General features: G+C 68.9%; 22 protein-coding genes and 1 riboswitch. Of the genes, 12 read left to right on the forward strand and 10 right to left on the reverse strand.

Annotation, left to right across the window (positions count from 1 at the left end; all coding sequences use genetic code 11):
- Positions 1–61 precede the first annotated feature (61 nt).
- The gene (locus G5B46_RS13535) at positions 62–1,381 is read left to right on the forward strand and encodes an aspartate aminotransferase family protein (RefSeq protein WP_165259340.1); all 1,320 of its coding nucleotides are present in this window, start codon (positions 62–64) and stop codon (positions 1,379–1,381) included.
- 806 nt (positions 1,382–2,187) lie between these two features.
- Here G5B46_RS13535 and G5B46_RS13540 read toward each other — a convergent pair.
- Entirely contained in the window at positions 2,188–3,291 is a 1,104-nt protein-coding gene (locus G5B46_RS13540; RefSeq protein WP_165259342.1) for a methyl-accepting chemotaxis protein, read from the reverse strand.
- A 317-nt stretch (positions 3,292–3,608) separates the two neighbouring features.
- Between G5B46_RS13540 and G5B46_RS13545 the strand changes: the two genes are divergently transcribed.
- Positions 3,609–4,973: a pectate lyase gene (locus G5B46_RS13545; protein WP_165259344.1), complete on the forward strand. Its 1,365-nt coding sequence runs from the start codon at positions 3,609–3,611 to the stop codon at positions 4,971–4,973.
- A gap of 102 nt (positions 4,974–5,075) precedes the next feature.
- Here the strand turns inward: G5B46_RS13545 and G5B46_RS13550 are convergent, their stop codons facing one another.
- The gene (locus tag G5B46_RS13550; RefSeq protein WP_165259346.1) at positions 5,076–8,015 is read right to left on the reverse strand and encodes a TonB-dependent receptor; all 2,940 of its coding nucleotides are present in this window, start codon (positions 8,013–8,015) and stop codon (positions 5,076–5,078) included.
- Positions 8,016–8,633: 618 nt separating this feature from the next.
- Between G5B46_RS13550 and G5B46_RS13555 the strand changes: the two genes are divergently transcribed.
- From G5B46_RS13555 to G5B46_RS24710, 3 genes are read left to right on the forward strand one after another with little or no spacing between them, the layout of a single operon-like run.
- Complete coding sequence (locus G5B46_RS13555) at positions 8,634–9,377, forward strand: 2OG-Fe(II) oxygenase family protein (protein WP_165259348.1); 744 nt, start codon at positions 8,634–8,636, stop codon at positions 9,375–9,377.
- Positions 9,374–9,928: a hypothetical protein gene (locus G5B46_RS13560; protein ID WP_165259350.1), complete on the forward strand. Its 555-nt coding sequence runs from the start codon at positions 9,374–9,376 to the stop codon at positions 9,926–9,928. Before G5B46_RS13555 ends, G5B46_RS13560 begins: the two co-directional genes overlap by 4 nt.
- 24 nt (positions 9,929–9,952) lie before the next feature.
- Entirely contained in the window at positions 9,953–10,315 is a 363-nt protein-coding gene (locus G5B46_RS24710; protein WP_165259352.1) for a potassium channel family protein, read from the forward strand.
- Here the strand turns inward: G5B46_RS24710 and G5B46_RS13570 are convergent.
- The 6 genes from G5B46_RS13570 to G5B46_RS13595 form a co-directional block, all read right to left on the reverse strand.
- Positions 10,312–10,926 (reverse strand): peptidylprolyl isomerase, encoded by a 615-nt coding sequence (locus G5B46_RS13570; protein WP_165259354.1) that lies wholly within the window; start codon positions 10,924–10,926, stop codon positions 10,312–10,314. The genes G5B46_RS24710 and G5B46_RS13570 overlap by 4 nt on opposite strands.
- Positions 10,927–10,988: 62 nt before the next feature.
- On the reverse strand, positions 10,989–11,201 hold the full coding sequence (locus tag G5B46_RS13575) for a hypothetical protein (RefSeq protein ID WP_165259356.1): 213 nt from the start codon (positions 11,199–11,201) through the stop codon (positions 10,989–10,991).
- A 44-nt stretch (positions 11,202–11,245) separates the two neighbouring features.
- A complete protein-coding gene (locus G5B46_RS13580) occupies positions 11,246–14,839 on the reverse strand; it encodes a hydantoinase B/oxoprolinase family protein (protein WP_165259409.1) in 3,594 nt (1,197 codons plus the stop codon).
- A gap of 69 nt (positions 14,840–14,908) precedes the next feature.
- Positions 14,909–15,484 carry a TMEM165/GDT1 family protein gene (locus G5B46_RS13585; RefSeq protein ID WP_165259358.1) on the reverse strand — a complete coding sequence of 192 codons (576 nt, stop codon included), beginning with the start codon at positions 15,482–15,484 and terminating at the stop codon, positions 14,909–14,911.
- A gap of 63 nt (positions 15,485–15,547) precedes the next feature.
- Positions 15,548–15,688, reverse strand: a riboswitch (yybP-ykoY riboswitch).
- Positions 15,689–15,789: 101 nt separating this feature from the next.
- Positions 15,790–16,527 (reverse strand): DUF2793 domain-containing protein, encoded by a 738-nt coding sequence (locus G5B46_RS13590; RefSeq protein WP_165259360.1) that lies wholly within the window; start codon positions 16,525–16,527, stop codon positions 15,790–15,792.
- A gap of 92 nt (positions 16,528–16,619) precedes the next feature.
- Positions 16,620–17,627, reverse strand: a complete 1,008-nt coding sequence (locus G5B46_RS13595; RefSeq protein WP_110121457.1) for a nitronate monooxygenase family protein — start codon at positions 17,625–17,627, stop codon at positions 16,620–16,622.
- Between the two features lie 181 nt (positions 17,628–17,808).
- Here G5B46_RS13595 and G5B46_RS13600 point away from each other — a divergent pair, with 181 nt between their 5' ends.
- The 5 genes from G5B46_RS13600 to G5B46_RS13620 all read left to right on the forward strand — a co-directional run bounded on the left by G5B46_RS13600 (position 17,809) and on the right by G5B46_RS13620 (position 23,211).
- Complete coding sequence (locus tag G5B46_RS13600; protein WP_205691677.1) at positions 17,809–19,251, forward strand: methylmalonyl-CoA mutase family protein; 1,443 nt, start codon at positions 17,809–17,811, stop codon at positions 19,249–19,251.
- A 3-nt stretch (positions 19,252–19,254) separates the two neighbouring features.
- Complete coding sequence (gene scpA, locus G5B46_RS13605; protein ID WP_165259364.1) at positions 19,255–21,411, forward strand: methylmalonyl-CoA mutase; 2,157 nt, start codon at positions 19,255–19,257, stop codon at positions 21,409–21,411.
- A gap of 91 nt (positions 21,412–21,502) precedes the next feature.
- Positions 21,503–21,961, forward strand: coding sequence for a hypothetical protein (locus G5B46_RS13610; RefSeq protein WP_165259366.1), 459 nt, complete (start codon positions 21,503–21,505; stop codon positions 21,959–21,961).
- A gap of 44 nt (positions 21,962–22,005) precedes the next feature.
- Positions 22,006–22,581: a Uma2 family endonuclease gene (locus G5B46_RS13615; RefSeq protein ID WP_165259368.1), complete on the forward strand. Its 576-nt coding sequence runs from the start codon at positions 22,006–22,008 to the stop codon at positions 22,579–22,581.
- Positions 22,582–22,632: 51 nt separating this feature from the next.
- On the forward strand, positions 22,633–23,211 hold the full coding sequence (locus G5B46_RS13620) for a Uma2 family endonuclease (RefSeq protein ID WP_165259370.1): 579 nt from the start codon (positions 22,633–22,635) through the stop codon (positions 23,209–23,211).
- Positions 23,212–23,213: 2 nt separating this feature from the next.
- On the opposite strand, the gene G5B46_RS13625 is transcribed toward G5B46_RS13620, so the two are convergent.
- Entirely contained in the window at positions 23,214–23,669 is a 456-nt protein-coding gene (locus G5B46_RS13625) for a DUF4112 domain-containing protein (RefSeq protein WP_165259371.1), read from the reverse strand.
- A 32-nt stretch (positions 23,670–23,701) separates the two neighbouring features.
- Positions 23,702–24,166, reverse strand: coding sequence for a DUF4112 domain-containing protein (locus tag G5B46_RS13630; protein ID WP_101712668.1), 465 nt, complete (start codon positions 24,164–24,166; stop codon positions 23,702–23,704).
- A 175-nt stretch (positions 24,167–24,341) separates the two neighbouring features.
- On the opposite strand from G5B46_RS13630, the gene G5B46_RS13635 reads away from it, so the two are divergent.
- Positions 24,342–24,659 (forward strand): heavy metal-binding domain-containing protein, encoded by a 318-nt coding sequence (locus tag G5B46_RS13635; protein WP_165259373.1) that lies wholly within the window; start codon positions 24,342–24,344, stop codon positions 24,657–24,659.
- 9 nt (positions 24,660–24,668) lie between these two features.
- Positions 24,669–25,652, forward strand: coding sequence for a methylmalonyl Co-A mutase-associated GTPase MeaB (meaB, locus tag G5B46_RS13640; RefSeq protein WP_165259374.1), 984 nt, complete (start codon positions 24,669–24,671; stop codon positions 25,650–25,652).
- Positions 25,653–25,727: the final 75 nt, after the last annotated feature.

The following is a 25,727-nucleotide window of genomic DNA, read 5'->3' on the forward strand; positions in this document are numbered from 1 at the left end:
ACCACGCGAAATTGCGATCACAATGCACGAACCATCGCGCAACGCCAGACCCGAGCCCGCCATGCCCGACTTCGGCGCCAACGACCTCGACGCCTATTGGATGCCGTTCACGCCCAACCGGCGGTTCAAGGCCAATCCGCGCCTGCTGGCCGGCGCCAAGGGCATGCACTACGCCACGCCCGACGGTCGCCAGATCCTCGACGCCACCTCGGGCCTGTGGTGCGTCAACGCCGGCCACGGCCGCGAGCAGATCACCGAGGCCATCCGCAAGCAGGCCGGCGAGATGGACTATGCGCCGAGCTTCAACCTCGGCCACCCGCTGGCCTTCGCCTTCGCCTCGCGCCTGGCCCAGGTGACGCCCAAGGGCCTCGACCGGATCTTCTTCACCAACAGCGGTTCGGAGTCGGTCGACACCGCGCTGAAGATCGCGCTGGCCTATCACCGCGCCCGCGGCAAGGGGACCAAGACCCGGCTGATCGGCCGCGAGCGCGCCTATCACGGCGTCGGCTTCGGCGGCATCTCGGTGGGCGGCATCCCCAAGAACCGGATGTACTTCGGCAGCCTGCTCACCGGCGTCGACCACCTGCCCCACACCCACGGGATCCCCGAGAACGTCTTCGCCCAGGGCCTGCCAAAGCACGGCGCGCATCTGGCCGACGATCTGGAGCGGATCATCGCCCTGCACGACGCCTCCAACATCGCCGCCGTCATCGTCGAGCCGGTCTCGGGCTCCACGGGCGTGCTGGTGCCGCCCGAGGGCTACCTGCAGAAGCTGCGGGCGATCTGCGACAGGCACGACATCCTGCTGATCTTCGACGAGGTGATCACCGGTTTCGGCCGCGTCGGCGCGCCCTTCGCCGCCGACCGTTTCGGCGTCACGCCCGACCTTCTGTGCATGGCCAAGGGCCTGACCAACGCCGCCGTCCCGGCCGGGGCCGTCGCCGCCAGCACCGCCATCTATGACGCCATGCTCGACGGCGCCGACGCGCCCATCGAGCTCTTCCACGGCTACACCTATTCGGGCCATCCGCTGGCCTGCGCGGCGGGCCTGGCGACGCTGGAGATCTATCAGGGCGAGGGCCTGTTCGACCGGGCGCTGGCGATCGAGCCCTACTGGCGCGCGGCCATCCATTCCCTGCGCGACGCCCGCCACGTGATCGACATCCGCGACTTCGGCCTGATCGCCGGCATCGAGCTTTCGCCCCGCCCCGGCGCCCCGACGGCGCGGGCCATGGAGGCCTTCGAGGCCGCCTTCGACCAGGGCCTGCTGATCCGCGTCACCGGCGACATCATCGCCCTCTCCCCGCCGCTGATCATCGAGCAGGGGCAGATCGACCAGATCGTCGAGACGATCAGGAAGGTGCTGGCCGCGGTGGAGTAACCCTCACCCTCTGGCGGCGGCCGGAGGGGGCCGGCGCAGCCTGTGCCGCTTCTCCACCCGTAAAATCCCCGCGAAAGCGGGGATTGGACGGATTTGTGGCCCGGACGGGGATAGAGCAGCGTGGATCCCCGGCGCTTCCCGAAAAGAGTTCCACGAACTCAACCGCTTACAACTTTCTCACGCTCGCCGATCAGACGCGCCGACACTCGCCGTATAATCATCGGGTCCCGTCGCGGGGAGAGGGCGCAAGGATCCGGCCCGAAGCGGCGACGTGGATGCGATCGAGCGGGGCCGCCGGAGCTGCGTGAGCAGGGCCGGGCCAGGCTTAAATGAGGATGGGGGACGTAAACCCATCCATCGGGAAGCTGCCGACCCATGGCTTCCCGCCCGCCCAAGGGTCCGCGCCGCCATGCACGCCTGGCCGCCAAGAAACGGGGCGCATTGCATGGGGAAGGGGCAAAAGGCGGAAGAGGCCTGCGCGCCCCGGCCTGAGGCATAACGATCGCGCGGGGCGTTCCAGCTTCGTCGAAACGGTACTTAGAACTCACACATCCGGGCGAGGCCCGGACGCCCCGCGCCCTCTCCATCAACTTCCGTGGTTTCCACGAGAGGCTGCAAGGCCGCGCCCGAATATCCTCCCCCTGAAGGGGGAGGTGGCCCGGAGGGCCGGAGGGGGAAGCATCTGATGAGGTCAGTGCGCCCCTAACGGCAGCAATCCCTTCCCCCTCAGTCGCGGAGTTTATCCTCGGGCCGGCCTTTGGCCGGACCCAGGGGCGACAGCTCCCCCTTCAGGGGGAGCATCCTGGCTAGGCCTTCAGTCGCAGCACATTATCCACGACCCGCTCGGCCACCGGCAGCGGCGTGTCCACCGCCTGGCGCTGCACCAGGCAGCCGTACCAGCCCAGGCCCTTGTAGGTCTCGTAGCCCGGGGTCAGGGCGTAGCCGATGGTGCGGTCGCCCTGGGCGTAGCTGCCCATCGTGCCGTGCGAGGTGTCGAGCTTGAAGCTGTCGGTCAGCACACCCTGGCCGTCCGACGCCGCCAGGATCCGGTGGTTCTGGTCCAGCAGCAGCACGCGCGAACGGCTCTTTTCCTCGTCGGTCATGCGTACGCCGTCGACGATGGCCTGGGCCTGCGGGCGCCAGTCGAAATGCACGCCCAGTACGCCGATGACCTTGCCCCTGGCCTGGCCGCCCTCGCGGATCGCCGTTGCGTAGGTGGCGACCGGCGCCTCGTCCAGCAGCCGCTGACGGGCGATGTCGGCGACGGCGAAATCATCACCGCTCTTGGTGCGCAGCGCTTCCTGGAACCAACTGGCGTTGGCCACCGAGGCGCCCTGCACGCCGCGATACCGGTCGGGCCGGCCGCTGGCGATCACGCGGCCCGCCGCGTCGCAGATCCACAGGTCCAGATAGACGGTGTAGGCGTCGAGAATGACCTTCAGGCGCTGGCTGGCGTAATCGGCCGCCTCGCGCGAGGGCGCCATGGCGCAGTCCACAACAGCGCTGTCGGTGGCCCACCAGCGCACGTCGCAGGTGCGCTCATAGAGGTTGCGGTCGATGATCTCGATGGCGTTCAAGGCCAGGTCGGCCAGGCGCTGGCCGCGCAGGTGCGACAGGATCGCCCCGCCGATCGCCGTCAGCTCGTCGAGGTCGGCGCGCACCTGGCTCTCCAGGGCCCCCGCCACCTCGTCGATCTGGGTCGAGATCTTCTTGAACTCCTCGGCCACGATGGCGAAGCCCTTGCCGGCCTCGCCCGCGCGGGCGGCGACGATCAGGGCGTTGATCGCCAGCATCTTGGCGGCGCGGTTGACGGTCGAGATCTCGCCGATCTTCTGCCCCGCCACCACGCTCAGGCGCTCGGACAGGTCAAGGATGCGCTCCGGGCGGAGACTGGCTTCTTCGGCGGACATGGCGTGCTTCCCCCCCGGGACGCGAATCGACGGCAATCCGGTAAGGTTGACACCAGCGTCAGGTTCGACCGCCCATTTTCGGAAGAAAACTTCGCCTGGCGAGGCCCGGCCGCAATGCGCCTGCCAGGTTCGCCCGGATTTCGAGCACGAATTGATCAGGCGAGCGGCAATCCCCTGCTCGTCATAGGGTTACCGTCACGCGCCGTCGGCAGGCCATTCCGAATGACACCGGTGGACATTTTCAGATCTCCCGGGCAGGGTCGAACCATCCGGACGATGCGCGACCGACGCTCGCCGGCCTCGGGGAGAACCGCATCATGATCCGCCGCCCTTCGCGCCGCCTGCTCGCCGGCGCCGCCGCCCTCGCCCTCCTGGGCCTCGCCGGCCAGGCCGCCGCCCAGACCCTGGCCTTCCCCGGCGCCGAGGGTGCGGGCCGGCTCTCGCAGGGCGGCCGCGGCGGGGCGGTGATCAAGGTGACCAACCTGAACGACGCCGGTCCCGGCTCGCTGCGCGCCGCCGTCGAGGCCAAGGGCCCGCGCACCGTCGTCTTCGAGGTCTCCGGCACGATCCAGCTGAAGTCGGACCTGAAGATCAGCGAGCCGCGCATCACCATCGCCGGCCAGACCGCGCCCGGCGGCGGGATCACCCTGCGCGACCACACCCTGGTCGTCTCGGCCGACGACGTGGTCATCCGCTTCATCCGCTCGCGCCTGGGCGATGAGAGCAAGACCGAGAGCGACGCCATCTGGATCAACAACGGCCGGCGGATCATCCTCGACCACGTCTCGGCCAGCTGGTCGGTGGACGAGACCCTGTCGGCCTCGGCCCGCTATGGCGAAGAGGGCCAGGGCTTCTTCGACCTGACCGTCCAGTGGTCGATCATCGCCGAGTCCATGGCCCGGTCGCTGCATGCCAAGGGCGACCACGGCTACGGCAGCCTGATCCGCGGCGGCAAGGGCTCGAGGATCAGCTTCCATCACAATCTGTGGGCCAACCACATGGCCCGCATGCCGCGCCCCGGCAACTACGACGGCCCCGACAAGGACCCCGTCGGGGCCCTGTTCGATTTCCGCTCCAACGTCTTCTACAACTGGGGCAAGGGCTATGCCGGCTACGACGCCGACAAGGCGGCGGTCGTCGCCTACAACTTCGTCGACAACGCCTACATCATGGGCCCGCAGAGCACCAAGGCGGTGGCCTTCCAGGAGAGCAACGGCCTGGCCCGGGCCTACTTCGCCGGCAACAGCATGCTCACCAACATTCCCGCCGATCCTTGGAGCCTGGTGACCTTCACCATCCCCGAGCCGGCCGGCTATCGCCTGCCCGCGCCGGTCGAGGTCGGCCCGGTCAGGCCCGAGCCCGCGCCGCTGGCCTATGAGCGGGTGCTGGCCGACGCCGGCGCCTCGGTGTTCCGCGACAGCGTCGACGCCCGCGTCGTCGCCGGCGTGCGCGACCGCACCGGCAAGGTCATCAACAGCCAGAACGACGTCGGCGGCTGGCCCGCCCTCCCCGCCGGCAAGCCGGCCAGGGACAGCGACGGCGACGGGATCCCCGACGCCTGGGAGAAGGCCCACGGCCTCGACCCGAAGACCGCCGCCGACGGCGCGGCGCCGGCCAAGGACGGCTCGGGCTACACCAATCTCGAACTCTATCTCGCCGCGGCGGCCGCCCGGCGCGGCTAAACCCCGGGAAACACCCAGAACGCAGAAAGCCGGCGACCGCGAGGCCGCCGGCTTTCGAAACGCCAGGTCCGGCGCGCCCCTCGCGGAGCGCGCCGTCCAGGATCAGTAGCGCAGGCGCGCGTTCAGGAAGAACACGCGGCCAAGCACGTCGTAGACGGCCGGGTAGCCGCTGTTCGACGGCGAGGCGTTGCCGCCCAGGATCGGGTAGGCTTCCTGGGTCAGGTTCTTGACGCCGCCGGTGAAGGCCAGGTTGTCGTTGACGTCCCAGTCGGCCGACAGGTCGAAGTAGTTCTTCGGGCCGATTTCCTCGACCGTGTAACGGGTCGTCGGAGCGTCGTCGATCACGTCGTCCAGGTAGTTCCAGACCAGGTTCACGCCGAACTGCTTGAAGCGCCAGTTGGCCGAGGTGCTCAGCTTGTGACGCGGCAGCGGGTTGACGCCGGCGCCCGAGCAACGCGTGCCGAACTTGTCGGCGCACTTGATCGGCTGCGAGATCTCGTCCGGGATGATCGTGTACTCCCAGGTGTTGGTGTACAGCGAGCGGACCGCGAGCGAGCCCCAGTTGGGCAGGCCGATGTCTTCCAGTTGCGTGCGGTAGGTAACGCCCAGGTCGAAGCCTTCGAGGTTACGCGCAGCGACGTTCTGGTTGATCGACGAGACGTAGTCGATCGAGCCGTTGCCGAGGCGGTTGATGGCCTGGCAGTAGGGCGAGTTCGGGTTGCCGTTGACGATCGGGCCGTAGCAGACCGCCATCAGGTTGGCCGTGCCGCCGCCGAAGGTGTCGATGGCGTCCTTCAGCTCGATCTTGAAGTAGTCGAGGGTGAACGACAGGCCCGAGGCGAACGACGGGGTGTAGACGACGCCGACCGTGGTCGTTTCGCCCTTTTCCGGCTTCAGGTTCGGGTTGCCGCCCGACAGGGTCTGGGTCTGCTGGTTGGCGTTCAGCACACCGACCTGCGAGGCCGCGACGCCCGAATTGATACAGGCCTGACGGACCTGAGCGTTCGGGTTGGCGCGAGCCGAGCACGGGTCGGTCGAGGTCGGGAAGCCGTTGCTCTGCGGAGCGTACAGTTCGCCGATCGACGGAGCGCGGATGGCGCTGTTGTACGACACGCGCAGCATCAGGTCGTCGAAGGGCTTCCAGGTGCCGGCGACCTTGTAGGTCTTCACCGGATCCGGCTGGGTCGTGTAGTCCGAGATACGACCGGCCAGTTCCAGGTCCAGCGACTTGACGAACGGCAGGTCCTTCAGGATCGGCACGGCCAGTTCGGCGTAGGCTTCGTAGACGTCGAAGCGACCCGAGACGGGCGGGCTGGCGTTGAAGCCGGTCAGGTTGCCGGTCGCCAGGTCCTGGCTGGGGTTGAAGGCGAAGTCTTCGGCGCGGTATTCGCCGCCGACGGCGAAGCCGATCGGACCAGCGGGCAGCGAGAAGAAGTTGCTGGTGTCGCCGTAGAAGTTCAGGCCCGCGTAGAGCTGCTCGTAGTCTTGCGACGAGTTGATGCGGGTCTTGATGAAGTTCGCCGCGGCGGCCGAGATGTTGCCTTGGCCGAACAGGTTGATCGGCACGCAGCCGCCCGACGGATCAAGACAGCCGGTGCCCGAGGCGTTCAGCAGCAGGGCCTGCTGGATGCGGGCCAGGCTGGTGTCGCCCAGCAGCGAGTTGCTGCCGTGGGTGTTGCCGTACTGGAAGTAGCTGTCGAAGCCGCCGTTGATGCCTTCGATCTCGCCCTTCAGGCCCAGTTGGACCTGGAAGCCGCTGAAGTCGAAGCGCGAGATACGCGGGCCGACTTCCGACAGGCGGCGGTTGAACACGCCGGTGACGGTGTCGTAGAGGCCGTCGCCGTCGCTGTCGACGTCGGTGAAGGTGCCGGCGGTCCACGAGGCGCTCGACGGGATCGTGTAGGCGGTGCTCGAACCCAGGCTGTTCAGCGCGGTCTTGGCCGCGGCCGTCAGGAACGGGTTGTTGTCCAGCGTGAAGCGGAACGTGCGGTTGCCGATCGGCGTCGGAGCCAGCTGGGTGATGACCTTGCTGCTGACGAAGTTGCCCTTGGCGTAGGCGGTCAGGCCCGGCTTGATCTCATAGCTGGCCAGCGAGGTGACCGAGTAGCGCTCTTGCGGGGTCTGGACGTAGTTGACCGGCGCGAAGTTGTAGGTGTCGGTGTTGGCGTTGTAGAGGCGCACGTTGCCGTCCGTCAGGAACAGCGCGGTGTTGGCCGAGTTGTTGGCCACGCCCGGCAGGGTCACGAAGCGACCCGAAACGAACGAGCCGACCTGACCCGGTTCGTTCGAACCCGAACCGCTGGGGACCAGGCCCGTGCGGGTGGCGTTGTCGCCCCAGGCGGTGCTGAGCATGCCGCCGCGCTCGCCCTGGGTCAGGGCTTCACGCTTGTTGTAGCCGAGGCTGAGGACGACGTTGCCCTTCTTGTCGCCGCCGAAGTTGGCGCCGAAGGTCATCGAGCCCGAGTAGATCGGGGCTTCGCCCTTGTCGGTGGCCTGGTAGCCGGCCGACACTTCCATGCCTTCGAAGTCGTCCTTCAGGATGAAGTTGACGACGCCGGCGATGGCGTCCGAGCCGTAAACGGCCGAACCGCCGCCCGACAGCACTTCGATGCGCTTGATCAGGGCCGGCGGGATCAGGTTGATGTCGACGCTGCCGGCTTGGGTGGTCGGCGTCTGGCGCTTGCCGTCCACGAGCACCAGGGTGCGGTTGGAGCCGAGGCCGCGCAGGCTGACGGTGGCCGTGCCGTTGCTGCCGTTGTTGACCGTCGAGGTGATGCCCGGGACGGCTTGCGGCAGGGTGTTGATCAGGTTTTCGGTGTTCACCACGCCCGACTGCTGCAGTTCCTTTTCGCCGACGGCGGCGACGGGGCTGCTGGAGGTCAGGTCAGGACGCGCGATGCGCGAACCGGTGACGACGATTTCCTCGACCGCGGCAGGTTCTTCCTGCGCGAAAGCCGGCGAGGCCACCACGACCGGCGCGATCACGCCGCAGAGCAGGGTGGACGCAAGCAAACGCTTACGCATGGACAAGGCGTGCAACATCAAACCTCCAAAACATATCGCAGCGCCGCTCGTGTTCCCCCGTGCGGCGCATTTTTGCCCCCCCGCGTCGGGCTCGAAGCGGGTCTGCGCCATGAACGTCGTTTGCCGAACTGGGGTCAATCTTGCCCTGATGGATCGGATTACATTTGGTTCACACTGTAACAAAAGGGACGCACTCCGCCCCAAACGCGCCACACATTGCTGCGTTTTCGCCCATTATGGTCGAACAAGTCCTGGAAATGTTTCTAGAACAGAAACAATTCATATCGATAATCGACCAATGCCCGCGACCAAGTCGGCTTGAGCATCATCGGCAATTTGTTCCAGCTTTGCCGGTAAGAATTCGATCAATTGTTGTGTTGTCGACGGTATACGAAAACTCGCGTTCGCCAGTTTTCAACTCAAAAGCACGCAATGGATAACATTGCAATTTGGTAATCCGCCGTCATTCACCGAAGCCGCCGGCCTGACGCCGTGAAGGCGAGGCGCCCGTTTTTTCGGCGCCCGACATATGACGCTTGCCGGGGGTGATTGAACCGGCGAACGTCGATCTGTTAGCTAGAACCCGTCGTCGCCCTCGCCGCGACGGGGGAGATTCGCCGTGAACCACGCCGCCCGATGACGGCCCTCAAGCCCGCCTTGCGCATCCGCGCGGATCTCGACCCTTCGTCGTACGCCGAAACCTTCGCCCGCGAGGGCGTCGTGCAGATTCCCGTGTTCCTGCAGCCGATCGACGCCGAAGCCGCCGGCGACCTGCTGGACGCCGTCTCCTCGTGGGCGATCGTCGCCCCCGACGAGAAGAACGAGACGCTGGTCATCACCAACGAGGCCATCCGCAAGTTCGGCGACGCGGCCGTGCGCCAGTTCCTGCAGAGCGCGCTGAAGCGCGCCTCGCGCGGGTTCTCGTTCATTCACCTGTCCTACCCGCTGCAGGATGAGTACGCGCGAGACCCCTCCCCGTCCGTCCACGCCCTCACCGAACTGGCGCAGAGCCGGGCGTTCCTCGACTTCGGGGCGAAGGTGATCGGCGCGCCGCACGTCGCCGGCGTTCGCGTGCAGGCGTCGAACTACCGCCCGGGCGACTTCCTCACCCTGCATGACGACAAGCACGGCCGCGACACGCGCCTGGCCGCCTTCACCCTGGGCTTCACGCGCGGATGGCGGCCCGACTGGGGCGGCCAGCTGCTGTTCCACGACACCGACGGCCAGATCGAGCGCGGCTTCATGCCCGGCTTCAACGTGCTGACCCTGTTCAAGGTGCCCCGCCAGCACTCGGTGGCGCCGGTCGCCGCCTATGCCGCCGCCAAGCGCCTGTCGATCACGGGCTGGCTGATCGACGACCCCCAAGGAGCGCCGCGATGAACCGCCTTTCCCTTCCTTCGCCCCGCGCGCTCGTCGCCACCGGCGTCGCCGCCGTCCTGGCGGTGGGCGCGGCCCAGGCCGCCGCCCCGGTCGTCCGCGACGTCGCCCCCGCCCTGAAGGCCCTGCTCGACTGCCGGGGCGTCGCCGAGAACGACAAGCGCCTGGCCTGCTACGACGCGGCCGTCGACTCGATCACCGCCGCCGAGAAGAAGGGCGACGTCATCATCGTCGATCGCCAGCAGGCCCAGGCGGCCCGGCGCCAGGCCTTCGGCCTCGACCTTTCGGCCCTGTCGATCTTCGACCGCGGCGACAAGGCCGAGGAGGTCGACCGCATCGCGGGCGAGGTGACCAAGGCCGTCCGCGGCGCCGACGGCCGCTGGATCCTGACCCTCGCCGACGGCGCGACCTGGCGCCAGGCCGACGACCGCTCGCTGTCCTCGCCGCCCAAGGCGGGCTCGAAGGTCGAGATCCGCAAGGCCGCCGCCGGCAGCTACCTGATGAACATCGACGGACAGACCGCCGTCCGCGCGCGGCGGGTCGTCGGTCCCTGACAGCACAGGCCGGGAGGCCAGCAGATGATGAAGTACCTCGACACGGTTCGCGAACTGCTCGTCGCCTATCTCGTCATCCTGCTGGCCGCCGCCGGCGCCTATGCGTTCTTCGAGGGCAAGTCGTATCTCGACGCCATCTGGTGGGCCTGCGTGACGGCCACCACGGTCGGCTATGGCGACTTCTACCCGGCCACGCCCGGCGGACGGGTGGTCGCCGTGCTGCTGATGCACGTCACCCTGCTGCTGATCCTGCCGCTGTTGATCGGCACCATCTGCTCGCGCTGCATCAAGGACGCCAACGAGTTCAGCCACACCGAGCAGGAAGAGATCAAGGCGACGCTCGCACGGCTGGAGGCGCGCCTCGCTGAGCTGTCGAAGCCGGACTAGCCCATCCGCTTCATGCTCAGGATCTGGACGGGGGCCTTCAGCATCTCGTCCTTCATCGCCTCGGTGTAGGCGGGGCCGCCGGTCGGCATGGCCAGGATCTTCTTCACGATCGGCAGGCCCTCGACGACAGTCCCAAAGGCGGCGAAGCCCAGATTGTCCCCTTTCGCGCCCGGATGGGCGTCGAGATACGGCATGGCGCTGGCGCAGATGAAGAAGTCGCACGTCGCCGTGCCCGGCGCGTTGCGGGCCATGGAGATCACGCCCGGCTTGTGGCGAATGCCGGTCTTGGTCGTGCTCTCGTGGGCGATCGGCGCGAAGCGGCGCGCCCGCTGCGGCGGCGCGCCCTGGATCGAGCCCGCGCCCTTCACGCCCTTGGTGCGCGAGGCCCGATAGAAGGTCCCGCCGTCATACTTCTTGGCGTCCACATAGCGCAGGAAGTTGGCCGAGGTGACCGGCGCCTTCTTGTCCTCCAGCTCGACGATGATCGTGCCCGCGCTGGTCTGGATGGCCACGCGCGGCTTGCCGGCGGCCAAGGCCAGGCCCGGCGCGGCGACCATCAGGCCGGCGGCGCCGATCAGGGTGCGGCGGGCGATAAAGGGGGCGCGGCTCATGCTGGTGACGTCTCCTGTGGCGCCCTGCTGGCTTAGCGGCCCCGCGCCGCGCCGTCGACCGCTCAGAACGGCCCGCGGGTCACCCGGTCATAGGCCCATCGCAGCAGTAGGCTGCGTACGGCCCAGGCCAGTCCGGCGAAGACGGCCACGCCCAGGACGAGCAGGACCATGATGATCCGTCCCTCGGCGTCGCCCTCGGCCACGAAGAACACACGCATCAGGACGGGAAAGCCAACGGCCCCCAGCGTCGCGCCGAAGGCCTTGAGGAAGGACATGCCCGGACCATCCGGTTCTTTCAGCAACCGCCCCACGATCGCGCTCAGGCCTTGCCCCAGCCGCCGCCGCCCGGCGTCTCGATGACAACGCGATCCCCTGCGCCGACCTGGGCCTCGTCGGTGGCGGCCAGGGCCTGCACGCTCCCGTCGGCCCGCTCGATCCGCGCCAGGCCCAGCGCGCCGCTGGCCCCGCCGTGCAGGCCGAACGGCGGCGCGCGGCGGCGGTTGGAGAGCAGGGTCACGGTCATAGGCTCGCGGAAGCCGATGGTGCGCACCACGCCGTCGCCGCCGTGATGCTCGCCCGCGCCACCCGAGCCGCGCCGGATCGAGAAGGCCTCGACCCGCACCGGATAGCGGGTTTCCAGCACCTCGGGATCGGTCAGGCGGCTGTTGGTCATGTGGGTCTGGACGGCGTCGGCGCCGTCGAAGTCCGGCCCTGCCCCAGCGCCGCCGCAGATGGTCTCGTAGTACTGCCGCCGTTCGTCGCCGAAGGTGAAGTTGTTCATCGTGCCTTGCGCGGCGGCCATCACGCCCAGCGCGCCATAGAGCGCGTCGACCACCACCTGGCTGGTCTCGACATTGCCGGCCACCACCGCCGCTGGATAGCGAGGCTTCAGCATCGAGCCCTCGGGAATGACCAGCTCGACCGGCCGCAGGCAGCCGTCGTTCATCGGGATCTCGTCATCCACCAGGGTGCGGAAGACGTACAGCGCCGCCGCCCGGCAGATCGAGGCCGGGGCGTTGAAGTTGGTCGGAACCTGGTCGCTGGTGCCGGTGAAGTCGACCCGGGCCGTGCGGGCGGCCTGATCCACGGTGATGGCGACCTTCACCAAGCTGCCGTCGTCGAGCTCGTAGGCGAACTGGCCGTCCGACAGCCTGGCCAGCACCCGGCGCACGGCTTCCTCGGCGTTGTCCTGCACGTGGGCCATGTAGGCCTCGACCACGTCCTGGCCGAACTCGGCGACCAGGCCGGTCAGGCTTTCGGCGCCGCGCGCGCAGGCGGCGACCTGGGCCTTGAGGTCGCCGATGTTCTGGTCGGGATTGCGGGCCGGCCACTTGCCCGAGGCCAGCAGGGCGCGGGTCTCGGCTTCCAGGAACCGCCCGCCCTCGACCAGCAGGAAGTTCTCGATGAGGACGCCCTCCTCCTCGACCGTCTTGCTGCCGGGCGGCATCGAACCCGGGGTGATGCCGCCGATGTCGCCCTGGTGGCCGCGCGCGGCGACGTAGAACAGCAAGGCGCCGGCCGCGTCGAACACCGGCATGACCACCGTCACGTCCGGCAGGTGGGTGCCGCCGGCATAGGGGGCGTTCAGCATGTAGACGTCGCCCGGCTTCATGCCCCGGCCGTCGCCGCTGCGGCCATCACGGATCGCCCGCACGCTGTCGCCCATCGAACCCAGGTGCACGGGCATGTGCGGGGCGTTGGCGATCAGGTTGCCGTCGCGGTCGAACAGGGCGCAAGAGAAGTCCAGCCGCTCCTTGATATTCACCGAATAGGCGGTGTTCTGCAGGGCGAACCCCATCTCCTCGGCCACGGCCATGAAGAGGTTGTTGAACACCTCCAGCATCACCGGATCGGCTTCCGTGCCGGCGGCGCGGCGCGGGGCCAGGGCCTCGACGCGGTCGAGGATCAGGTTGTGATGCGCATCCACGCGGGCCCGCCAGCCGGGCTCGACCACCGTGGTGCCGGTGGCCTCGCGGATGATCGCCGGTCCAGCCACCTCGGCCCCGATCGACAAGCCAGCGCGGTCGAGCACTGGCGCATCATAGGCCTGGCCGGCCAGCCGCGCAGGCACGACGGCCAGCACGCCGCCCGCCCCGCCCTGCCCGACGCCCAGATCGGGCGCGGCGCCGGCGTCGGCATGGCCGATCGCCTCGACGCTCAGGGTCTCGACCACCAGCGGCGTCGCCGGCGAGACGAAGCCGAAGCGGCGCTGGTGCAGGGTCTCGAACGCCGCCTTCACGCCTTCCGCGTCCGTCAGCGGAACCCGCAGGGGCGTGTCGGTGCCGGCGTACTTCACCAGCAGGGCGGCTTCCGTCTCGACCGTCACCAGCGGCGCGTCCTGGGCGCGCAGGGCGGCCTCGGCCTCGGCCGCCAGGGCGGCGGCGCGGGCCGGCAGGGCCGCGGCGACCTCGTCCAGGCGCTGTTCCACCGTCGCCTCGCGCAGCAGGCGCAGGTCGGCTAGGCCCATGCCATAGGCGCTGAGCACGCCCGCGAACGGGTGGATCATCACCGTCTTCATGCCCAGCGCGTCGGCCACCAGGCAGGCGTGCTGCCCGCCGGCTCCGCCAAAGCACGCCAGCACGTAGCGGGTGACGTCGTAGCCGCGCTGGATCGAGATCTGCCGCACGGCCTTGGCCATGTTCTCGACGGCGATGGTCAGGAAGCCCTCGGCGATCTCGGCCGGGGTCATCGCCCTACCGGTCGCGGCTTCGATCTCGCCGGCCAGCGCCTCGAAGCGTTCCACCACCACGTCGCGGTCCAGCGGCTGGTCGGCGTTCGGGCCGAAGACGTGCGGGAAGAACTCGGGCTGCAGCTTGCCCAGCATGACGTTGCAGTCGGTCACCGTCAGCGGCCCGCCGCGGCGATAGCAGGCCGGACCCGGATTGGCCCCGGCCGAGGCCGGCCCCACCCGCAGGCGAGCGCCGTCGAAGCTGCAGATCGAGCCGCCGCCGGCCGCCACGGTGTGGATGTTCATCATCGGCGCGCGCATCCGCACGCCGGCCACCACCGTCTCGTAGGCCCGCTCGTACTCGCCGGCATAGTGGCAGACGTCGGTCGAGGTGCCGCCCATGTCGAAACCGATGACGCGGGAAAAGCCCGCCTCCGCCGCCGTCTTGGCCATGCCCACGACGCCGCCGGCCGGGCCGGACAGGATGGCGTCCTTGCCACGGAAGGCCCGCGCGTCGGTCAGGCCGCCGTTCGACTGCATGAAGAAGAGCCGCGTCTCCTCCCCCAGCCGCGAGGCCACCTGGTCGACGTATCGGCGCAGGATCGGCGAGAGGTAGGCGTCGACCACCGCCGTGTCGCCGCGCCCGACCAGCTTCATCAGCGGGCTGACCTCGTGGCTGGCCGAAACCTGGGTGAAGCCGACCTCGCGGGCGATGGCCGCGACGCGGGCCTCGTGGTCGGTGAAACGGAAGCCGTGCAGCAGCACGATCGCCACGGCCCGGAAACCGGCGTCATAGGCGCCCTGCAGCCCTTCGCGGGCTGCGGCCTCGTCCAGCGGCCGAACCACCTCGCCGTCGACGCCGACGCGCTCGTCGATCTCGACGACGCGGGTGTAGAGCGCCTCGGGCTTGACGATATTGCGGTCGAACAGCTTGGGCCGGGCCTGCTGACCGATGCGCAGGGCGTCGGCGTGACCCTTGGTGATCGCCAGGAGCGTCGGCTCGCCCTTGCGCTCGAGCAGGGCGTTGGTGGCCACCGTGGTGCCCATCTTCACCGCCTCCACCGCCCCGCCGCCGCCCTGGTCGAGCAGGGCGCGCACGCCCGCGACGGCCGCGTCCTCGTACTGCTCGGGGTTTTCCGACAGCAGCTTGTGGGTGACGAGGCGTCCATCCGGCCGGCGGGCGACGATGTCGGTGAAGGTGCCGCCGCGATCGATCCAGAATTCCCAACCGGTCGCGGACGGCATGTCTTGGGTCATGGGCGGGAGACTCCGGAACGTTCGTCCCGCTCATAGCTCCCGCCCCACGCTACGTCATTACTTGAAGAGGCCCAGCAGGCTGGCGATGCCCCACAGGCCGATGCCGAGGAAGATCAGCGCCGCGCCGATGCGCACATACTTCAGCGGCACGATCCTGGTCGCCGCCTCGCCCAGATACACGGCCGGCACGTTGGCCAGCATCATGCCCAGCGTGGTGCCGGCGGCCACCAGGGTCACGTTATGGAACTGGGCGCCCAGGGCCACCGTGGCGATCTGGGTCTTGTCGCCCATCTCGACCAGGAAGAAGGCGACGGCCGTGGTGGCGAACACGCCGTAGCGGCCGACCGCGCCGCCGTCCTCGTCGTCGGCCTTGTCGGGGATCAGCGCCCACCCGGCCATGGCGATGAACGAGATGGCGATCAGCCATTGGAACCAGGCCCCCTGCAGGTACTGGGCGACCAGCGAACCGGCCAGCGCCGCCAGGGCGTGGTTCAGCAGGGTGGCGACCAGGATGCCCAGGATGATCGGGATCGGCTTCTTGAACCGCGTGGCCAGGATGATGGCCAGAAGCTGGGTCTTGTCGCCGATCTCGGCGATGGCCACGACCAGGGTCGAGACGAGCAGGGATTCCATGAAACACCGTTGCGGGGCCGAGCGCAGACAAGACAACAGCGACCGTTTCCCCGCCCAGCCCGGACGGAAAACGACGCCATTGGTCTCGCCAGGAAAGCTGTCGGTGCTTTCCTCGCCCGCGCCATGGTCCCGAAAGACCAAGTATGTTGACGGCGGGCCCCGCTGATAGGCGCGGGCGGCTACTCCCCAAGGGATGACGGGCGTGTAGCCGCACCCGCCGCCCGGATCAAGCAGAGAGCCATTCGCAAGTTGGGGTGTGGTCGGCTGGCGGCAACTTCCAAACCCTCTCTCTTTGAGAGAGGGATTTAAACCGCCGCCGGCGCCTCGAACCTCAGCAGTTGGATCGACACCCGCACCTTGCCGGAAACGAAATTGCCGCCGGCCGCCGTCAGCACCACGGGCGTGTCGGCGTAGTACGCCGTCGGCCCCACCACGCCGATGTTGCTGGCGTTCAGCCCCACGCCCAGCGAGCTGCCGAACTTGCCCGTCTCGCCGGCCACGCCGCAGCTGTAGGAGATCGCGCCGGTGACGGCGGCGCTGGTGCGGGTCGAGACGCCAAGCACGATCGAGCGGGCCGGGATCACGGCGGCCGTGGCCACCGAGGCGCCGGTGAGGCTTGCCTCGGTCTCGCGGATCTCGACGCGCACGTCGGCTCCGAACGGCGAGCGGGCGGCGGTCAGGCCCTGGAAGGTCGACGACAGCGCCGCCCAGGCCGAGCCGTTGAACACCGCCAGCTGGCCCTCGTCGGCGATCCAGGCGGTGAAGCCGGCGGCGGGGGCGATCGCCTCCCAGGCCCCGGCCTCGAAGCGCATCAGGCTGTGAGCGGAGGCGGCGGCCCAATCGGCGCCAGTCGCGGCGGCGGGGCGGATCCACATCGCGCCGTCGGCGGGCGCGGGCGGCTGGACGCTGGTCGTGCGGCTGACCACACAGGGCTGAACCAGGCCGTCCAGCCGGGCGAGGCCCTCGTTGACCGTGATGTGCTTCTGGGCTTGCCCCGCGGCCACGTAGGGCAGCGAAAGGCGGGGCGTGGCGGCGTCGGACATGAGGCGCTCCTGGCGGTTTCGAACCCGCTCAGGATCGCCTTGCCGGAGCAGCCGGGGACGAAGCCGCCTTCGTCCCCGGCGCGATCCCCGTCCTACTCGGCGGCGAAAGCCAGGCGATTACCGGCCGTCAGGGCCGTCTTGGCCGCCAGTTCGGCCTTGGCGTCCTCATATTCCTCCGCCAGCTTGGCGATGCGTTCGGCGACCGGCAGCACTTCCTTGATCGCGCCGATACCCTGGCCGGAGCCCCAGATGTCGCGCCAGGCCTTGGCGTCCTGGTTGCCGCCCGAGCCAAAGCTCATCTTCGACGGATCGCTTTCCGGCAGGTTGTCGGGATCGAGGCCCGCGGCGACGATCGACTGGCGCAGATAGTTGCCGTGCACGCCGGTGAAGAGGTTCGAATAGACGATGTCGCTGGCGTTGGCCTCGGTGATCGTCCGCTTGTAGGCCTCGGGCGCATTGGCCTCTTCCGTCGCGATGAAGGCCGAGCCGATATAGGCCAGGTCCGCGCCCATGGCCTGGGCCGACAGGATCGAGCGGCCGCTGGCGATGGCGCCCGACAGGGCCACCGGACCGTCGAACCAGGTGCGGATCTCCTGCACCAGGGCGAAGGGCGAGATCGCGCCCGCGTGGCCGCCGGCGCCGGCCGCCACCGGAATCAGGCCGTCGGCCCCCTTCTCGATGGCCTTGCGGGCGAAGCGGTCGTTGATGACGTCGTGCAGGGTGATCCCGCCGTACGAGTGGATCGCCTGGTTCAGGTCTTCCCGGGCGCCCAGCGAGGTGATCACCACCGGCACCTTGTATTTCACGCACAGCTCGATGTCCTGCTCGAGCCGGTTGTTGGTCTTGTGGACGATCTGGTTCACGGCGAACGGGGCCGAGGGCATGTCCGGATGGGCCTTGTCCCAGGCGGCCAGCTCTTCGGTGATGCGGGCCAGCCATTCGTCCAGCTGCGACAGCGGGCGGGCGTTCAGCGAGGGGAACGAGCCGACGATGCCGGCCTTGCACTCGGCGATGACGAGGTCCGGGTTGCTGATGATGAATAGCGGCGAGGCGATCACCGGCAGGCGCAGACGGTCGCGCAGGATGGGCGGCAGAGCCATGGGACGGGGGTCTCCTCGTTCCGCGACGTCACGCGCCGCGCATGTTAACAGCGTTAGCTTAAACGCCTGTTCATGGGACTTGCAAGCGCTTGACCTCCGTGGCGGCAGGCGCGCAACTGCGTCAAAATACAAGAATGCCGCACCGCAGGAGAACCCCGTCGTGAGCGAGGCGCCCGCCCAACTGGCCGACGACTTCGGCCCGCCCGACGAAGCCCTGGCCCAGGCCAAGTGGTTGAAACTGGTCGAGAAGACCCTGAAAGGGGCCGATTTCGACGAGACCCTGACGCGCGCCACCCCGGACGGGATCACCATCCGCCCGCTCTACACCGCCGACGACGCCGTGACCGTGGCCCGCGACCTGCGCGCTCGCGACATCGACCGCCCCTGGGACCTTCGCACGAAGGTCGCCCATCCCGACGCCAAGCACGCCAACGGCGAGATCCTGAAGGACCTGGAGAACGGCGCGGCCTCGGTGCTGCTGGCGCTGGATCCGGCCGGCCAGACCGGCGTCGCGGTCGGCTCGCGCGACGACCTGGCCCGCGTGCTGGACGGCGTGCTGCTGGACCTCGCCCCCGTGGCGCTGGACGCCGGCTTCCTGGGCCCCAAGGCCGCCGACTGGCTGGGCGCCCTGGCCAAGGCCGCGCCCAATGCGCCGCTCGCCTTCCACATGGACCCGCTGAGCGCCTGGATGCAGGCCGGCGTCAGCCCCGGCCCGATCGAGAGCCACATCTTCAGCGCCGCCACGGTAGGCGCGCGTCTCGCCGAAACCTACGCCGTGGCCAGCCTGTTCCTGGCGACGGGCCGCGCCGTGCACGAGGCCGGCGGCTCCAACGCCGAGGAGCTGGCGGTGATGGCGGCCAGCGCCGTCGCCTACGCCAAGGCCCTGGTCCGCTCGGGCCTTTCCATGAATGAAGCCTGGTCGCGCATCGTGCTGGGCGTCAGCCTGGACGGCGAGTACTTCACGGGCGTGGCCAAGGTGCGCGCCGTCCGGTCGCTCTGGGCGCAACTGACCCGGGCCTGCGGCGTCGACGTCCCCGCCCGCATCGAGGCCCGCTCGTCGCAGCGGATGCTGGCCAAGGCCGACGCCTGGACCAACCTCCTGCGCCTGACCGCCGCCGGCTTCGCGGGCGCTGTGGGCGGCGCCGACACGGTGGTGCTCGGAAACTTCACCGACGCCATCGGCCTGCCGACCGCCTTCGCCCGCCGACAGGCCCGCAACACTCAGCTCGTCCTGATGGAAGAGAGCCACCTGGGCCGTGTCGCCGACCCGGCCGGCGGCGCCTGGTACCTCGACACCCTGACCGACCAGATGGCCCGCGCCGCTTGGGGTGGGTTCCAGGCCATCGAAGCCGACGGCGGCATCGTCAAGGCGCTGGAAAGTGGCCTGATCGCCGACATCGTCGCCGAAACCCGTGAGGGACAGGAAGCGTCCTTCGCCGACAAGAGCCGCAAGATCCTGGGCGTCACCGCCTTCCCTAACGCCGACGACAAGACGCCGGAGGTCGAGACGCCCGATCCGGCCGCCTTCGCCGTCGACGGCCCCGACCCGCGCCTGCCCGGCCCCGACAGCCGCTGCCCGCCCCTGACGCCCATCCGCTTCGCCGCCGCCTTCGAGGGAGCCTGAGCCGTGAGCAAGTTCCCCGATTTCGCCGACGTCGCCTTCGAGGCGCCCGAACCGGCGGCCGCGCCGCAGGCCGGCAAGGCCTGGAGCACGCCCGAGGGCGTCGACGTCGCCCCCGCCTTCACCGCCGAAGACGCGGAGGGCCTCGATTTCACTGAAGGTCGCCCCGGCGTCGCGCCCTTCGTGCGCGGCCCCTACCCGACCATGTACGTCACCAACCCGTGGACGATCCGCCAGTACGCCGGCTTCTCCACGGCCGAGGACTCGAACGCCTTCTACCGCCGCAATCTGGCGGCCGGTCAAATGGGCCTGTCGGTCGCCTTCGACCTGGCCACCCACCGCGGCTATGACTCAGACCACGAGCGGGTGAAGGGCGATGTCGGCATGGCGGGCGTCGCCATCGACTCGATCCTCGACATGCGCACGCTGTTTTCCGGCATCCCGCTCGACAAGATGAGCGTGTCGATGACCATGAACGGCGCGGTGCTGCCGATCCTGGCGCTCTACATCGTCGCCGCCGAGGAGCAGGGCGTTTCGCCCGACAAGCTCTCGGGCACGATCCAGAACGACATCCTCAAAGAGTTCATGGTGCGGAACACCTACATCTATCCGCCCGCGCCCTCGATGCGGATCATCTCGGACATCTTCGCCTTCACCTCGGCGAACATGCCCAAGTTCAACTCGATCTCGATCAGCGGCTATCACATGCAGGAGGCCGGAGCCTCGGCCGACCTGGAGCTGGCCTACACCCTGGCCGACGGCATCGAGTACGCCCGCGCCGGCGTGGCGGCCGGCATGAGCATCGACGCCTTCGCCCCGCGCCTCTCCTTCTTCTGGGCCATCGGCATGAACTACTTCATGGAAGTGGCCAAGATGCGGGCCGCGCGCCTGCTGTGGGCCCGCCTGATGAAGCGCGAGTTCGAGCCCAAGGACGACCGCTCGCTCTCCTTGCGCACCCACAGCCAGACCTCGGGCTGGTCGCTGGCGGCCCAGGACGTGTTCAACAACGTCTCGCGCACCTGCGTCGAGGCCATGGCCGCCGTGAACGGCCAGACCCAGAGCCTGCACACCAACGCGCTCGACGAAGCCCTGGCCCTGCCGACCGATTTCTCGGCCCGCATCGCCCGCAACACCCAGCTGTTCCTGCAGATGGAAAGCGGCACGACCCGCGTCGCCGACCCCTGGGGCGGCAGCTTCTATGTCGAGCGGCTGACCCACGACCTGGCGGTGAAAGCCCTGGCCCACATCGAAGAGGTCGAGGCGGCCGGCGGCATGGCCAAGGCCATCGAGCAGGGCATCCCCAAGCTGCGCATCGAGGAAGCGGCCGCCAAGACCCAGGCCCGCATCGACTCCAATCGCCAGAGCGTGGTCGGCGTCAACCGCTACAAGCCCGAGGTGGCCGACGTCATCCCGATGCTGAAGGTCGACAACAGCTCGGTGCGCAACCAGCAGCTCGAAAAGCTGGCCCGGCTAAAGGCCGAGCGCGATCCGGCGGCCACGCAGGCCGCGCTGCAGGCGCTGGAGGACGGCGCGCGCGGTTCGGGCAACCTGCTGGCCCTGGCCGTGGACGCGGCCCGCGCCAAGGCCACGGTGGGCGAGATCAGCGACGCGCTCGAGCGCGTGTTCGGCCGCCATCGGGCCGAGATCAAGTCGATCCAGGGCGTCTATATGAAGGAAGCCGGCTCAGACCCCACCACCGCCCGCGCCAAGGCCATGGTCGAGGCCTTCGCCCAGGCCGACGGCCGCCGCCCGCGCATCCTGGTCGCCAAGATGGGCCAGGACGGCCATGACCGCGGCCAGAAGGTGATCGCCACCGCCTTCGCCGACCTCGGCTTCGACGTCGACATCGGCCCGCTCTTTCAAACACCAGCCGAAGCCGCCAGGCAGGCCGTCGAGAACGACGTCCACATCGTCGGCGCCTCATCCCTCGCCGCGGGGCACCTGACCCTGGCCCCGGAACTGAAGGCCGAGCTGGGCAAACAGGGCCGCGCCGACATCATGATGGTGGTCGGCGGGGTGATCCCGCCGCAGGACTTCCAGGCCCTGCGCGACGCCGGCGCCGCGGCGATCTTCCCGCCCGGCACGGTGATCGCCGAGGCGGTGATCGAACTGCTCGACAAGCTGAACAAGCAACTGGGCTACACCCAGGGCGAGGCGGCGTAGCGACCTCTGCACCCTTTCTCCACCGCGAGCGCCAAGCCGGCTGCATTCGCTCGCCCTCTCATCGCCCGATCACGATAGGCGGGAGATGCGGATGCACAGGGCGAGCGAGCGGACGACCATGCCGAGGGTGATCGCGGGGGCTCTGTTCAGCCACCTCGCGCCGTCGCTGATCCTGGGAACGGTGTACGACCTGTTCGTTCCACGCCTTCCGCACAGCGGCGCCGAAGCGGAATCCTACGTTCTCGCCGCGCCGATGATGGGCCTGCTGCTCGGTTGGCCTTACCTGGCCGCCGGTCTCGCGGCCTGGGCCCTGCTCGCCCAGATCGAGCGTCATTATCCGTGGGCTGCGGCCCTGGTCGGAACCGCCGTCGGCGCCAGCGTGGCCTGGTTCTCGTTCCGCGACGGCCTCTTCTTTCAGATCCAAGGCGCCTGGCCGCTCTGCACCGGCGTCGGCCTGCTGACCGGCCTCGGCGTCTGGTGGATCGCCTACGGCCGACAATGGATGCTGAAACCCGTCGCCGAGCCGCCCCGCAGCCGGCTGGTGCTCTGAGCGCACGGCGTTACGCATCGCCACGCCCGTGCTATCGTTCCCCCATGAACGCCCTGGCCCGCGCGCTCGAGACCTCCGAACCGCACCGGTTCACGCTGGAAGACGTCCTGCGCATGCAGGACGCCGGCATTCTCGACGCCGACGCCAGGGTGGAGCTGATCGACGGGGGGCTGGTCGAGATGGCTTCGGAAGGCGCCGAGCACACGCGCGTCAAGATGCAGATCGCCAAGGTGCTCCTCGCCCAGGCCGGACAGGCGATCGAAGTGATCGTGGACTCGACGCTGCGGCTTGCGGCCACCTATGCGCCGGATCCCGACCTCTACGCCTATGACGCCCTACTGCCGCTGAACACGATCGACGGGCGCAATGTCGGCCTCGTGATCGAAGTCGCCCAAAGCACTGTCGCCAAGGACCTTTCGGTGAAAGCCGATCTCTACGCCGACCATGGCGTGCGCGACTATTGGATGGTCGACGTCAACAGCGCCGAGATCGTCGTGCACCGTAGCCTCAGCGGCGGCGTCTATCGCGACGTCGTGCGCTATTCGGCGCGAGATACGGTGACTTCGCTGGTCCTGCCCCAGCTCAGCCTGTGCCTGGCCGACCTACCGCCGATCCGCTGACCGCTGACCGCTCAGCGTTACTGAAAGTAACGCCCGTGCTATTCTCCACCCATGAACGCTCCGGGCCGCCCCGCAGAGACCGTTACGCCCTATCGCTTCACGTATGACGACGTGCTGCGGATGGTCGAGGCCGGCATCCTTTCGGACGACGCAAACGTAGAGCTGATCGAGGGGGAACTGATCACAGTGTCACCGGAAAGCGTGCCTCACGTTCGCTGCCGCCGATGGCTCACCCAGTTCTTCACCCGTCGCCTTGTGGAGGGCGAGTGGGAGGTCAATTCGGACGCCCCTGCTCATCTCGACGACCTGACCGCGCCCGAGCCGGACCTCGCCATATTCTCCAGCCGCCTGCATGACCGAGACGTGCGCGGCGCCGACATCGTGCTGGCGATCGAGGTCTCGGTTACCAGCCAGGCCTTCGACCTGGGCCGCAAGGCCGAGCTCTATGCCCAGAGCGGCATCCGCGAATACTGGGTGGTCGACGTGCCGGGCTGCCGGATCGTGGTGCATCGCGAACCGTCGGCGGGCGGCTATCGCGCCGTGCAGGAGGTCGGAGCGCGGGGGTCGGTTGCGCCGACCACCTTCCCGCATCTGGAAATCGCCGTCGCAAGCTTGCCGCTCGACGACTAGCCTCAGCGCTTCCCGGCCTTGGCCTTCTTCCTGCGGCGCTTGAGGTCGACCTCCTCGGGCGCGCCGTGGCGGGCCTCGATGTCCTTCTGCAGCGCCTTGGCCGCCATCAGGTGGCCGGGGAACAGGGTGTCGATCGCCCAGCCGACGACGGGCACGGCGCTGGTCGAACTGTCGAACAGCATGTAGCCGGCCATCCGCGCCACGGTCGGCAACGAAGCCTTGGCCTGCCAGGCGTGATAGGCCAGCACGGCGGCCGCGCCCAGGCTGTAGGCGGTGTTGGCGCCCGGCACCCAGGCCAGCACGCCGTCGAGGCCGATGCCGAAGGGACCAACGCCGATCAGCCGGTCGGACAGCCGCTTGATGGTCTCGGCGTTACGCCAGGCCTTGTGCGCCCGCCGCCGATGGTCGGCGGGGCCCTCATCGATCACTTCGCCATGCAGGGCGGCTTCGTCGGTCATGTGGTCTCAACGCTCCGCCGCAAGCTTGGTTGTCAGCCCAGGAACACCACCCGGCGCTTTTCCTTGCCCGAGCGGATCCGCTCCAGCAGGTCGCGATACTCGGCCGTACCTTGGGCGTCCTTGCGCGAGCCCTCGAAATAGATCGTGTCGTCCATGTGCTTGATCAACATCCCGCCGGCCCACTTCTGGCCGGTGAACAGGGTGTCGGCCACCGCGCCCAGGCCGGGCGGCCCCAGCGGCAGCAGGGCGTCGATCAGCAGCACGGCCGTCATCTGGATCAGCACCATCGGCGCGGCCCTGGCCCGCACGCCGTCGAACAACAGCACCCCGCCCGCGCCCAGCGAGTAGAGCGAACCCGCCCCGCCGAACCAGGCCAGGATGCCGTCCAGGCCGATGCCCACCGGGCCCACGCCGACGATGTTGTCGGACAGCTTGACCGTGCGCTCGACGCTGCCCCGGATGTTGTGCAGGTCGAGATGCGATTTGGCGAAGAACAACGGCCAGCCCCCCAGCTTCAGCGCGGGCAATCTGCCTCAAGGCCAGGCTTGCCGAAAGCCGGTTTCCCGCCACAGGCGAAACTTCGCCGTATCGCCGTGCGTGCAGCGCCGGAGCCCCTCGCGGCCCGCGCCGTTTATGCTTAACTATGCGCCATCGATCGAAGGACCCGCAGGCATGCTGATCTCGACCACCCCGTTCATCGAGGGCCGTCCGGTCCAGGAGTACAAGGGCGCGGTCTATTCCCAGGCGATCCTCGGCGCCAACGTCGTGCTCGACCTGCTGGCCTCGATCCGCGACTTCATCGGCGGCCGCTCCAGCTCCTATGAACGCGTGCTGGAACGCGCGCGCGAAGACGCCCTGAAGGGCCTGATGAAAGAGGCCCAGAAGGTCGGCGCCAACGCCATCCTGGCGGTCGACCTCGACTACAACACCGTCGGCCCCAACGGGCAGATGATGATGGTTTCGGTTTCCGGCACGGCGGTCGTCCTCTAAGTCGGGGGCGTGTCTCCGCCCGCCCTCGATATCGCCGATCTCGAACGCCGCCTGCTGGCCGGCGAGCGCGCCGCCCTGGCCCGCGCGATCACCCTGGTCGAGAGCCGCCGGATCGACCACCAGGCCGCCGCCCGCGAGCTTCTCCAGCGCCTGATGCCCCATACCGGCCGCGCCCAGCGCGTGGGGATCACCGGCGTGCCTGGGGCGGGCAAGTCGACCACCATCGAAAGCCTGGGCTGCGCCCTGACCGCCGACGGCTGCAAGGTGGCGGTGCTGGCCGTGGACCCGTCGTCGGGCCGGCACGGCGGCTCGATCCTGGGCGACAAGACGCGCATGGAGCGGCTCAGCGTCGATCCGAACGCCTTCATCCGCCCCTCCCCGTCCGGCGGCGCGCTGGGCGGCGTGGCCCGCAAGACCCGGGAGGCGATGCTGCTGTGCGAGGCGGCCGGCTTCGACGTGGTGATCGTCGAGACCGTGGGCGTGGGCCAGTCGGAAACCGTCGTCGCCGACATGGTCGACATCTTCGTGGCCCTGCTGATCCCCGGCGGCGGCGACGAACTGCAGGGCATCAAGAAGGGCCTGATCGAACTGGCCGACCTCCTGGTGATCAACAAGGCCGACGCCGATCCGACCAAGGCCGAGCGCTCGGCCCGCGACTATCGCAACGCCCTGCACATCCTCACCCCCGCCCACCGCGACTGGACGCCGCCGGTGCTGACCGCCTCGGGCCTGACCGGCGCGGGGCTCGATGTGCTGTGGAGCCAGGTCCAGCGCCACCGCGAGGTGATGGGCGCCAATGGCGCTAGAGCCGCCCGCCGCGCCGACCAGGACGCCCGCTGGATGTGGGCGATGGTCAACGACCGCCTGGCCGAGGCCTTCCGCGCCGCGCCGGCCGTTGCCGCGCTGGTCGACGAGACCGAAGGCGCCGTACGCGCCGGCGACCTCCCCGCCTCGGCGGCGGCGGATCGATTGCTCAAGGCGTTCGGGCTGTAAAAACCCCCTCAGTCGCTCCGCGACAGCTCCCCCAGAGGGGAGCATCTGCCTAAGCTCGCCAGATCCTCCCTTTCT

Origin of the sequence: Caulobacter sp. 602-2 (assembly GCF_011043625.1) — a bacterium.
GTDB lineage: Bacteria > Pseudomonadota > Alphaproteobacteria > Caulobacterales > Caulobacteraceae > Caulobacter.